The organism is Verrucomicrobiota bacterium (assembly GCA_039027815.1).
Taxonomy (GTDB): domain Bacteria; phylum Verrucomicrobiota; class Verrucomicrobiia; order Verrucomicrobiales; family JBCCJK01; genus JBCCJK01.
Genome location: JBCCJK010000025.1, coordinates 1 through 11,471 on the forward strand (window position 1 = coordinate 1; position 11,471 = coordinate 11,471).

Consider the following 11,471-nt stretch of genomic DNA (forward strand, 5'->3'; position numbering starts at 1 on the left):
CTTACCCAAGTGATAGCTAGCCGGAAAGCCCTTGGGTGGGTAGCTGTTTTGAGAAACGGCTCATCGCACCCGCCGCGCCGAGGACGTCGCGGCCCACCACTACCAGGAAACTTCTACTTTCAGGCTCCTCGAGGGCTGAGAAATTCGTCCAATAAGACGCTCTGGATGGCGAGATAGATCTCGTAGCGAAGGAGCGCCATTTGTTGATTTCCGGAGGCCTCCGCGTAGCGGCTGTCAGCGCGAATCGCTTCCAGTTGGTGAATTTCGTTGAGCGCCAGACGGGCTCGATTGAGGGTTTGATACCACGCCTCCGCGTTCTCTGCTGTGGATTTGATTCGGTAAACGGCCTCCGTTCCCTTTCCGACCCGCTTTTCTGCCTGCCGAAGATCTTTCAAGACGGTTTCGAGGTCTTGGTGGAAGGCGCTTTCAAGATCCGAGTGGGTCAACTCCCGCCACTCCTTGCGCTCTTTTTCCGAGAGCTCTCCTGGGTCTTGGTAGAGGCGATTTCGGACCAAGTCCTCCTCCCAAAGACCATCGCTCCCCACCAGCGCCATGAGAAGAGCCAATTCGAACGAAGAGACCCCTTCGAGGATCCATTTGTCTCTGCGCGTTCGCCGAAATTTCATTCCTCCGACTGCTCTAAGGTCGCTTTCAACTGATGTTGATGCAGTTGATGGACATAGAACTCGGCTTGCTCCCTCTCGCCAACCCACACCACCGAGCTTCCCTCGTGATGCACCTCCAGCATGTGTCGTTGTGCCCGGGCTTCATCGTATCCGAATACGCGTCGGATTACCAAGGTGACGTAGCCCATGAGGTTGACCGGGTCGTCGTGAATGACCACTTCCCAGGGCGGGTCTTGCTGTGAGGCGATCTCTGGCTTCTCCTGAAGCTGGACCTCCCCCATCATGGAGGGAGGGCTCAAGGCAGGCTTCCTTCCGCGCTCCCCCATTGGGAGTCTTGGTTGACCAAAGAATTTTGGATGGCCGCCTGCAGGAACTCTCCGTGGGCCAAAAACTTGGTCCACGGGCGGTCGACTCCCAACGCCTGATGGGCCAAGTCCCACTCCGCCCAAGCGTAACCCAGGAGAGCTTGGCGGAGGGCGATGTTGAGGACGGCAGCGCGAGCCGCGAAAAAGATGGGAAGGTGACCCGCTAAGGTCCCCGCTTCGGCCTCGCGCGTGAAACGACGAAGCACCCGGCACTCCCGGGCATCTGGCAGTCCCCCCACCATCCGCTGGCGAAGTTCGATGCTGACCGATCGCTGCCTGCTCGAGAGGGCCTCATGCAGGCGGGCGTCCGCAGCCAAGACGTCTTCCGAACGATAAGCGATGACCCCGTCATAAGCCTCCCGGAAAATTGGTGCGATCAAGCCGGCAAAATCATGATCCAACCAACGCCGCCACTGCTCGGGCAACGCCGTCGCGTCCTTTGGCCGGAAGGTGCCCGTGAGTCCACGACCGTGGCGACGCATCTCAGCAAAGGCGAGCGACTTCTTGAGAGCACGGCTGTCTCCATGGGAGCTTTCCAAGGGCACTTCAGGAGGAGAATTCATGATTTCCAAGAAGTATCCCGAGATTTGCTGACTTGTTCAAGCACGGCTTCTTGTCGCCGATGCATTTCTTGCCGAGCCGGCTCCTCCAAGTCCTCATAGCCATAGAGATGAAAGAGCCCGTGGATGCCGTAAAGAAGAGTCTCTTGGTAGGTGCTGGTCCCTTCCTCCTGCCCCACTCGCCAGGCGGTATCCTGGCTGATCACGATCTCTCCGTGGTGAAAGGTAATGACATCGGTCGGGCCCTCGATTCCCATAAATTGAAGGTGCAGGTCGGCCATTTCCTCATCCGATACGATGGCCACGCTGATCGATCCCAATTCTTGGAGGATATTTTTGCCCCCAGGCGCGTGTTGCAAAACCAGCCCCAGGGCCTCCTCCAAATCGGCCGAGAGTCGCGCGACCTCATACCCCACCTCCACGCCTTGAGAAATGATGACTTCCACCTCCATGGCGAATTCCGGAAGGACTTCAGGCGGCGGAGCGGGACGTCTCCTTGGTCGCCCGCTGGGTGACCGCCCCGGCCTTCGGCTCCGTGGATTTCGCCTCCCCGGGCTCCTTGGGGTAAGGCACTCGATGATGGAGCATGCTTCGCAAATTGGAGGAAAAGGACTCTTTCAGCAGCTTCAGCTCCGCCATGGTAAGAGGGGCGTCGTCGAGCTGCCCGTCTGCGATCCGACCTTGGAAGATGTCATCGATGAGCTGGCGAATGCGAGAAGGGCTCGGCTTGCCCAGCGATCGCGAAGCACTCTCCACCGCATCCGCTAAACTGATGATGGCCGTCTCTTTGCTCTTAGGTCGGGGACCGGGATAGCGAAAATTGGACTCTTCAATGCGAGGGACATCGTCTTCGCTGATCTCCCCTTTTTCCGCCTTGGCATGCGCCTCCTCCTGCTGCTTGCGCGCCCGCTGGTAAAAGTAACCCACGAGCGAATCACCGTGATGCTCGCGAATGGCATCCATGATCTGCGGATTGAGCTTGTTTCGGATAGCCAGGTCCACCCCCTCCTTTACGTGGGCGATGATAATGAGCGAACTCATGGTGGGGGTGAGTTCGTCATGGGGATTGACCCCATCTCCTTGGTTTTCAATGAAGTAGAGCGGCTTTTGCAGCTTGCCAATATCATGGAAATAGCTACACACGCGGCACTCAATCGGGTTGGCCCCGATCTTCTCTGCCGCGGCTTCGGCCAACTGCGCCACCACCAGGCTGTGGTGGTAAGTGCCCGGTGCCTCGATCGTGAGCCGTCGCAAGAGCGGATGATTCAGATCCGCCATCTCGATCCAAGACATATCGGTCGTCAGTTGGAAGAGACCCTCAAAAATTGGCAACAAGCCTCCCACTAAAGTCGCTGTCACCAGGCCCACCAAGAGCGCTGCCAGAATTTGGTAGAGCGTTTGGTCAAGCGGCTGGCCCGCGAAGGTGATTTGTCCGAGGGCCAAGGCCAGGATGAGGTTGGTGACTCCCACGTAGATGCCGGCCTGCACGAGGCGACGTCGATGGCGAGCCCGCCGCATCACGTAGATGGCGACCGCTCCGCCGATCAGCGAGCTGACCACAAACTCAAAGCGCAAATCCGTCTTGACCAAAAGCGCCGTCAAAAGGCTGGCCACCGTCACCGCAAACATCCCAAACCGCCTCCCCAAGAGCACCCGCAAGAGCATGGGAGCAAAAGCGGCCGGCACTAAGATGAAGAGCAGTCCTTGCCCGCCTTCCAAGGCATTCACGAGCAGCTCCAAGCCCTTGACGAAAAAGAGCTGCATCAAGATCACCCCGTAGGCGAGAGCGATGCGGCCATTGCGCTCGATCTCCTCCGGATGCCCCACGTAAAAGTAGACCAGACTGGCCGCGAAGATCACCAGCGTCATGAGGACCCGTTGGATGCCCTCATAAGTCCAGCCAAAGCCGCCCGGACCGGGTGCCAGCAGCATGCCGCTCACGATTCCGAGGAAAGCCAAGCAGATCAGCCAACGGGAAGTCCGGCCCTCCTCGAACCAATCCAGCAACGGGGTATCGCGCTCTTGCAGGCGCTTTCGCCCGGAAGCATGGCCTTTTTGCTGCAATCGCCAGCGATAAAGAAATTCAAAAAAGCCCAAATTGAGGAGGGGTGGGGTGAAGGCCGCTCAACTGGTCGGCCAGGTCCGGGAGCATCCCGGAGGCGAGAAAGACTTAAGTTCTTGGGAAGAGTTTACGCACCTTTCGGAAAAGAATCAATCCCTCTCCTTGCCCGGCTCGGCCGCTCGATTTTTTTCATAGGCCCCGAGGATGGCGCTCACCACAGGATGGCGGACCACCTCGTGACGCTGGAATTCCATAAAGGCCACGCCCTGGGTCCCCGGAAGAATGCGCATGGCTTCCCGCAGTCCTGAGGCTCCTTTTGGCCGGAGATCGATTTGCATGGGGTCGCCCGTCACCAGGCAAGTCGAGCCCTCGCCCAAGCGCGTCAGCAGCATGAGCATCTGCTCTCGGGTGGTGTTCTGGGCCTCGTCCAAAATCACGACCGCCTGCGCCAAGGTGCGCCCGCGCATGTAGGCCAGGGGAGCGATTTCCACCACGCCGCGCTCGACCCATTTCTCCAGCTCCTCGGGATCGAGGAGATCGTGGAGCGCATCGTAGAGCGGTCGCAGGTAGGGATAGAGCTTTTCCTTGAGGTCGCCCGGCAGGAAGCCCAAGGCCTCCCCCGCCTCCACCGCTGGACGGGTCAAAATGATCCGCCTGGCCTGCCCGGCTTTCAAGGCCGCCACCGCATGGGCCATCGCCAGAAACGTTTTTCCGGTGCCAGCCGGCCCCACCCCGAAGACCACCTCATGATCTTGCATGGCCTTGAGATAATGGGCTTGGGTCCGAGTGCGGGGGGTCACGGGCGGGCGCTTGCGGGAGGTCTGCAAGCGGATCTGTAAAAGGGCTTCCGGGGGCTCTGGCTCTTCCTCGGTGGCTGCCTCCACCGCCATGGTGAAGGCATGGCGGTCGATCCCGCCCCCGGACCGGCGGACCCGCTCCAAGCCCGCGAAAACGCTCCGAGCCCGCTCCACCTGGGGCGCGTCTCCGTCAATCTTGATCCAGCCTTCGCGCGTGGTCAGTTTGACATCGAGCCGCGAGCCCATTTCCCGCAGCAAGGTCACATCGTCGGCAAAAAGAGAGTGAAGGAAACGGGGCGATTCAAACTCAAGCGTCTCGGAAATCATAGGATGCTTCGGAGGGGAACCTATCCTGCAAAAGCCGCCTTGTCATTCGCCAAGCCTCCGCGGCCTCAGACAAAAGCTTCTCCTCCTACAGAGCAGGCTTGAAATCGCCCCCATCCTCGCCACCTTCGCACTTTCTCTTCATGAGCGACCCAGCCGACGCCCCGCCTGCCCGACCCGCCAAATTCATCTTCTTCACCGGAGGCGTCGTCAGCTCCCTCGGCAAAGGGCTGGCCGCGGCCTCCCTCGGCACCCTTCTGGAAAAACGCGGTCTCAAAGTCGTGCTGCAAAAGTTCGATCCCTACCTCAACGTCGATCCCGGCACCATGAGCCCTTACCAACACGGCGAGGTCTATGTCCTCGACGATGGCTCGGAAACCGATCTCGACCTCGGCCACTACGAGCGTTTCACGAGCGAACCCCTCACTCGCATGAACAACCTCACCTCGGGGCAAGTCTACGAGACCGTCCTCCGGCGGGAGCGGCGGGGCGACTACCTCGGCACCACCGTGCAGGTCATTCCCCACGTCACCGACGAGATCAAAGAACGCATTCACTCGGTCGCCAAGCGGACCCAAGCGGATGTCCTCATCACGGAAATCGGCGGGACCGTCGGTGACATCGAAGGGCAGCCCTTCATGGAGGCCATTCGCCAATTTGCGCTCGATGTCGGCAAGGAAAACGTGCTCTTCATCCACGTCACCCTCGTGCCCTACATCGCGGCGGCCGGAGAACTGAAGACCAAACCCACCCAACAAAGCGTCGCCAAAATGCGCGAGATCGGCCTCCATCCCGATATCCTTCTCTGCCGCGCGGAATACGAGGTAGAAGAACTGGAGCGGAACAAAATCGCCATGTTCAGCAACATCGAGAAGCGGGCCGTCATCCCTTTTTTGGACGTGCCTCACAGCATCTACGAATGCCCGCTCGCGCTTCACGAATGGCAGATCGACGACATCGCCTGCGAAAAGCTCCACCTGGACACCCCGCCGCCCGCCCTCGACGAATGGCGCGAATTTGTCCGTCGGGTGATCGACCCCGCCCACCTCGTGCAGATCGCGGTCGTCGGAAAATACATCGAACTCCAAGACGCCTACAAAAGCATCTATGAAGCCTTGGTTCATGCCGGTGCCGCCAACGATACCAAGGTCGAGGTCATCCGCATCGACTCCCAAGACCTCGAAACCGAAGGCCCCGAGAAGCACCTCATCGGGATCGACGCCGTCCTCATTCCGGGGGGCTTTGGCGATCGCGGCACCGAAGGCAAAATCGCCGCCGCCCGCTACGCCCGCGAAAACCAAATCCCCTACCTCGGCCTCTGCCTCGGCATGCAAATCGCCACCATCGAATTTGCCCGTCACGTCTGCGGCCTGCTCGAAGCCAACTCCACCGAGTTCGACAGGGAAACCCCCCATCCCGTGATCTGCCTGCTGGAGGAACAAAATGAAGTGGAAGACCTGGGAGCCACCATGCGGCTGGGACGCTGGAAATCAGTGGTGAAACCAGACACCCTGACCGCGCGCCTCTACCAAGAGCCCATCATCCACGAACGCCATCGTCACCGCTACGAGTTCAATCAGAACTACCGGGAATCCATGGAAGCCCGCGGCCTCGTCATCAGCGCGCTCTCTCCCGATGAAACCTTGACCGAAGCCATCGAAATCCCCTCCCACCCCTTCTTCATTGCCGTCCAGTATCACCCGGAGTTCCTCTCCAAACCAAACCACCCCCATCCCCTCTTCGATGGCTTTGTGGAACATGCGCTCCGGCGCCATCAAGAGCAAACCGCCTGAGCCGCCTGCATGTCCATAGCCACTCGCAAAGGCGACCGCGGAGAAACCGACCTCCTCTTCGGACGCCGCGTCCCCAAAACCCATCCCCGGATTGGCGCCCTCGGCGCGACCGATGAACTGAACGCCGCCCTCGGCTTGGTCCGCGTCGCCCTCCCCGCAGGCCACGCCCGGCAGGCCTTCCTGGCGAGCGTCCAGCAAAACCTCATCCGCCTCATGGGGGAATTGGCCTGCCTTCCCTCCGACGAAGAAAAATTCGCTGCCGCCAACTTCCAGCGCCTGAACGCCGCGCAAGTCGCCGAAGTGGACGCACTCATCGCCGCCATCGAAGAAGAACAAGCCAAGGCGCCCACCACCTGGTCCCTCCCCGGGGCACAGGGCCACCCGGCCGCGGCTGCTTACGACTTTGCCCGGACCGTCGTTCGCCGAGCGGAACGCGAAGTGGCCCTCCTCCTGGAGTCGGGAGAATTTTCCTACCAAGAGCCCTTACGCTATCTCAATCGTCTCTCCGACGCTTGCTGGCTCCTGGCTCGCGAGAGCGAAACACCGGCTGCCTCCTAATACCAAGCTGGAGAATTGGCTGGTAGAATGGCCGAGTGGATTTCGGGCCAGACCAAGGCGCGACGAGGGCGCGGTGCAGGCACCGTAACCGAGGAGCAACGCTGGGCTGGCTCGAAAGACTCCGGCTCTCCCTTCCCCGCGCTTCAGCGCCTCTTCCCCACACCACCCTCCCTCCATTCTACCTGTGAATTCTGGAGGTTGGTATCATACCAAGCTGCCGGATCCACTGCTACCCACTGCTGTGAGGGCAGCGGGGAAGGCGAGAGAAGGCCAGCCCTCCTCTAGCGAATCTCAGCAAAGGTGGCCCCGCCCAACAAGCGATCCCCCTCATACAAGGCGCAGATTTGCCCCGGCGTGAGAGCCCGCTGCGGCTCGCGATAGCGAAGCACTCCCCGGTCCCCCTCCAGCTCCAGCGTCGCCTCCGGCGCCGGGTTGCGATACCTCGGCTGCGCTCGCAAACGATGGCGACCAAGTGCCAACGAGGGCCCCGCCCAAGAGAAGCCCGTCAGCAGGCACTCTCTGGCATACAAACCCGGGGTGCTGGGTTCGTCGAAGCCGATGACCAGCTCGTTTCGTTGACCGTTCTTTCCTACCACCACGTAGGCCATTTGATCTCGATTGGAAGGCACCCGAATCCCCTTGCGCTGTCCCAGGGTGAAGAGATGGAGCCCGGGGTGCTCTCCCACTTCCTGGCCTTGAATGGTGACGATTTTTCCCGGTCGATCCGGGACATAATTTCGCAAAAAATCGCTCATGCGCACTTCGCCAATGAAGCAGATCCCCTGACTGTCCTTCTTGCGGGCATTCGGCAGCCCCAAGCGCTCCGCCTCCGCGCGGACTTCCGGCTTGTGAAGCTCTCCCAAGGGAAACCACGCGTCCCGAAACTGTTCTTCCCGCACCAGCGCCAAAAAGTAGCTCTGGTCCTTGTGGGGATCGGCCCCCCGCCGGACCTCGAACCCCCCCTGATGGCGGCACAAACGGGCGTAGTGCCCGGTCGCCACCCCCTCAAAACCCCGCGCGAGGGCCCACTGCCGAAAAAGCCCAAACTTCATTTCCCGATTGCACATGACATCCGGATTGGGCGTCACGCCCGACTCATAGCCCGCTAGCAGGTAGTTCACGACCCGCTCCCGATAGTCTTGCATCATATTGACCACTTGGAAGGGCAGGCCAAGGGCAGCCGCCGCCGCCCGCGCGTCCTCGATGTCCTCCTCCCAGGGACAATGCCCCGCAATCTTCTCCTCATTGATCCAGTTTTTCAGATAGGCGCCCTCCACCTCGTGCCCCTGCTCGCACAGCAAGCCCGCGGCCACGCTGCTATCCACCCCACCGGACATCCCTACTAAGATCTTTGCCATCGTCTCTTCCCCCTTATTCGCTCCTCCGAGGACACTTGAAAAGAAGATCTCCCAAAAAGAAATGTTCGAGTGAACTTCTTTCCGCCCAATCCTCGCTTTATTTTATGAATTTCATGGTGCGCCCATTCTTTTTACTGGATTCGAAGAGTAGGATGAAATATTAATAAATATTAAATAACTGGCTTCTTCAAGCACATGCCTGGCTCCTCTTCTCACCCCTCGAGCGACCTGCCTCTCTCTGGATCGCGGGCGGCGCGCCCCCCTCGTCGCCACGCCGTGCAGCTAACCCGGGGGCGCGAAACACCTGGTTTTGAAGACCAGCTTCACGACGCGCGCCAGCAGCTGGAAGCACTCCGGGAGCAGCAAGAGCAAATCGAGAAATCTCGCAGCCAACTGGAGGGGATTCGTGGCAGCCGGGAACTCTTTGAAAGCGAGTATGAGGATCTCCTTCAGGGAATGACCTCCGAGCTGGAGCGCATCGACCGGGAATCCTGCGAGTGCACGCGACGCCTCGAATCCCTTCGGATGGCGGACAAAGAGATCGCCTCCCAGCTCGATGCTCTGGATCGCCTTCAACCCGAGACCTGGCGGCAGCCCAACCTCCTCCAGCAAATTCAGGAAGGTCGGGAACATCTCCAGGGAATCCGGGCCGCCTATGAAGAAGTGCTCGCGCACTCCGCCCGGCCGGCCCGCCGCCCCAGCGACCCCTTCCTCGAATGGATGAAGCGCGGCTTCGCCCTCACCCTTCCCCTCTCCCTCATCCTCCTGCTCTGCACCGCCCTCCTTCTCTACTTCAACTAGCCAAGCACATGGCCAACAAGAAACGAAAGACCTTCCGAAAACGTCACGCCGTTCTCACGGCCGAGGCCGGCTCCTTCGACGCCTCCCGCGAACGACAGCTCGAAAAACGAATCAAGTATCTCGAGAGCTACCTCGAAAGCCGTCATCAAGACAAGCTCACCACGCTCCGCCCGGCCATCGATCGGCCCCTGCGCCGACGCCGGGGGGAAAGCTCCAGTTGGGGACAATTCTTCCTCTTTCTGGCCCTGACCGCCTGTCTCGCGGTCCTCGCCGTCTGGACGCTCCAGCTCTTAAAAAGCAACTTGGGCCTGTAAAAGCAAACTGCCTGAGGAACGGAGGCCACGCCCGATCCTCCTCAAGTCTAGAATCTCGGGGACCGCCAACCCCTCCTCGACAAGCGCCCGAGAGCATCTATCTCATCGGCATGCCTGACGAGACCTTTGACGTCCCCAAGATCGCGAGCCTGGCGCGCTTGGAACTGACCGAAGCCGAAATCCTCAAATTCGAGCGCCAGCTGGGCGATATTCTGGCCTACATCGAAAAGCTCAAAGAAGTGGACGTGGAAAGCATCGAGCCCTCGGCCCACGCTTTTGAAATCTTCGACATCGCTCGGCCCGATCTGGCCCGGCCGGAAGAGGGCCTCAGCCCCGAGCAAGCTCTTGCCAACGCCCCCGCCGCCACCCAAAGCGAGTTCCTCGTCCCCAAAGTCCTCGACTAGATCATTCCGAATTCCCACTTCCGCATCCCGCATTTCAGATGCATCCAGCCGACCTTACCCTCGTCCAGGCCCGCGAACAACTCCGCGCGAAAGAACTCAGCCCCAGCGAACTCCTCGATGCCCTCGTCGAGCGGATCGAGGAGCGGGATCCCCAGGTCCGGGCCTACCTCTCCTATGACCTGGAGCAAGCGCGCAGCGAGGCCGAAAAGGCGGACCTCTCGCTCCCGCTGGGCGGGCTTCCCATCGGCATCAAGGACGTCCTCAACGTCCAAGGCCACCCCTGCCACTGCGCCAGCAAAATCCTGAAGGGCTACATCGCGCCCTACGACGCCACCGCCATTCGCAAACTGCGGGAAGCAGGCGGGATCCCCTTTGGTCGCCTCAACATGGACGAGTTCGCCATGGGCTCTTCCACCGAAAACTCCGGCTTCCATCCCACCGCCAATCCCCACGACCTCGAACGCGTCCCGGGGGGCTCCAGCGGTGGCTCGGCCGCAGCCGTCGCTGGAGGGATGGCTCTGGCCACCCTGGGGAGCGACACCGGGGGCTCCATCCGCCAGCCCGCCAGCTTCTGCGGCGTCGTCGGCATGAAGCCCACCTACGGGCGGGTCTCCCGCTACGGCCTCGTGGCTTACGCCTCCTCTCTCGACCAGATCGGCCCCTTCACCAAAACCGTGTCCGACACCGCCCTGCTCCTGGAAGCGCTCTGCGGTCCCGATCCCAAAGACTCCACTTGCTTCCAAGATCAAAAGGTTCCCGCCTTCAGCCAGCAGCTCGATGCCGAGCTCTCAGGACTCAAAATCGGTGTTCCCAAGGAATACATGGAGATCGACGGCCTCGCCCCTGCCGTCAAAGAAAGCATCCAGCAGGCGCTTACAACCTACGAAAGCCTCGGCTGCGAAATCATCGAAATCAGCCTCCCCCACACCGAATACGCGGTCGCCACCTACTACATCGCCGCCAACGCGGAAGCCTCGAGCAACCTGGCCCGTTTCGATGGCGTCCGCTACGGGCATCGTTCGGCTCACGCAGACAGTCTTCTGGAGCAATACCAACTCAGTCGCGAAGAAGGCTTCGGCGATGAGGTGAAGCGCCGCATCATCCTCGGCACCTATGTCTTGAGCAGCGGCTACTACGACGCCTACTACAACCGGGCCCAAAAGGTCCGCACCCTCATCCGCCAGGACTTTGAAAAAGCCTTCGAGCAGGTCGACCTCATCGCCGGCCCCACCAGCCCCTGCACCGCCTTCAAAATGGGCGACCGCTTGGACGATCCGGTCCAAATGTATCTCGCTGATGTCCTGACCATCCCAGTCAACTTGGCGGGGACCTGTGCCCTGTCCGTGCCTTGCGGCGTGGAGGAAGTGGACGGAAAGTCCTTGCCGATCGGCTTGCAGCTGATTGGGAAGCCCTTGGAAGAAGCGGCTCTCCTGGCGGCCAGCGCGGTCTTTCATGACCAGCCGCAGAGCCAAAAAGAAGCCACCTTCTAACGCCACCGCCCCCTCCCCC

At 60.6% G+C, this 11,471-nt stretch carries 13 protein-coding genes; 6 read left to right on the plus strand and 7 right to left on the minus strand.

What is annotated here, in order from left to right; translation table 11 throughout:
- Positions 1-119 precede the first annotated feature (119 nt).
- The 6 genes from AAF555_07995 to AAF555_08020 form a co-directional block, all read right to left on the minus strand.
- The gene (locus AAF555_07995; GenBank protein MEM6911512.1) at positions 120-626 is read right to left on the minus strand and encodes a DUF2017 family protein; all 507 of its coding nucleotides are present in this window, start codon (positions 624-626) and stop codon (positions 120-122) included.
- Positions 623-925, minus strand: a complete 303-nt coding sequence (clpS, locus tag AAF555_08000; GenBank protein ID MEM6911513.1) for an ATP-dependent Clp protease adapter ClpS — start codon at positions 923-925, stop codon at positions 623-625. The genes AAF555_07995 and clpS overlap by 4 nt, the downstream gene beginning before the upstream one ends.
- Complete coding sequence (locus AAF555_08005) at positions 922-1,554, minus strand: urease accessory UreF family protein (GenBank protein MEM6911514.1); 633 nt, start codon at positions 1,552-1,554, stop codon at positions 922-924. The genes clpS and AAF555_08005 overlap by 4 nt, the downstream gene beginning before the upstream one ends.
- Positions 1,551-2,003, minus strand: a complete 453-nt coding sequence (gene ybeY / locus AAF555_08010) for an rRNA maturation RNase YbeY (GenBank protein ID MEM6911515.1) — start codon at positions 2,001-2,003, stop codon at positions 1,551-1,553. Before ybeY ends, AAF555_08005 begins: the two co-directional genes overlap by 4 nt.
- 19 nt (positions 2,004-2,022) lie before the next feature.
- A complete protein-coding gene (locus tag AAF555_08015) occupies positions 2,023-3,648 on the minus strand; it encodes an HDIG domain-containing metalloprotein (protein ID MEM6911516.1) in 1,626 nt (541 codons plus the stop codon).
- A 114-nt stretch (positions 3,649-3,762) separates the two neighbouring features.
- Positions 3,763-4,737, minus strand: coding sequence for a PhoH family protein (locus tag AAF555_08020; protein ID MEM6911517.1), 975 nt, complete (start codon positions 4,735-4,737; stop codon positions 3,763-3,765).
- Positions 4,738-4,877: 140 nt separating this feature from the next.
- Here AAF555_08020 and AAF555_08025 point away from each other — a divergent pair, with 140 nt between their 5' ends.
- A complete protein-coding gene (locus AAF555_08025) occupies positions 4,878-6,527 on the plus strand; it encodes a CTP synthase (GenBank protein ID MEM6911518.1) in 1,650 nt (549 codons plus the stop codon).
- 9 nt (positions 6,528-6,536) lie between these two features.
- Complete coding sequence (locus AAF555_08030) at positions 6,537-7,085, plus strand: cob(I)yrinic acid a,c-diamide adenosyltransferase (GenBank protein MEM6911519.1); 549 nt, start codon at positions 6,537-6,539, stop codon at positions 7,083-7,085.
- Between the two features lie 281 nt (positions 7,086-7,366).
- Here the strand turns inward: AAF555_08030 and mnmA are convergent, their stop codons facing one another.
- A complete protein-coding gene (gene mnmA, locus AAF555_08035) occupies positions 7,367-8,443 on the minus strand; it encodes a tRNA 2-thiouridine(34) synthase MnmA (protein ID MEM6911520.1) in 1,077 nt (358 codons plus the stop codon).
- A 195-nt stretch (positions 8,444-8,638) separates the two neighbouring features.
- On the opposite strand from mnmA, the gene AAF555_08040 reads away from it, so the two are divergent.
- The 4 genes from AAF555_08040 to gatA all read left to right on the plus strand — a co-directional run bounded on the left by AAF555_08040 (position 8,639) and on the right by gatA (position 11,452).
- Positions 8,639-9,244, plus strand: coding sequence for a hypothetical protein (locus AAF555_08040; GenBank protein ID MEM6911521.1), 606 nt, complete (start codon positions 8,639-8,641; stop codon positions 9,242-9,244).
- A gap of 8 nt (positions 9,245-9,252) precedes the next feature.
- Positions 9,253-9,558, plus strand: coding sequence for a hypothetical protein (locus tag AAF555_08045; protein ID MEM6911522.1), 306 nt, complete (start codon positions 9,253-9,255; stop codon positions 9,556-9,558).
- 110 nt (positions 9,559-9,668) lie between these two features.
- Positions 9,669-9,962 carry an Asp-tRNA(Asn)/Glu-tRNA(Gln) amidotransferase subunit GatC gene (gene gatC, locus AAF555_08050; protein ID MEM6911523.1) on the plus strand — a complete coding sequence of 98 codons (294 nt, stop codon included), beginning with the start codon at positions 9,669-9,671 and terminating at the stop codon, positions 9,960-9,962.
- A 38-nt stretch (positions 9,963-10,000) separates the two neighbouring features.
- Positions 10,001-11,452, plus strand: coding sequence for an Asp-tRNA(Asn)/Glu-tRNA(Gln) amidotransferase subunit GatA (gatA, locus tag AAF555_08055; protein ID MEM6911524.1), 1,452 nt, complete (start codon positions 10,001-10,003; stop codon positions 11,450-11,452).
- Positions 11,453-11,471: the final 19 nt, after the last annotated feature.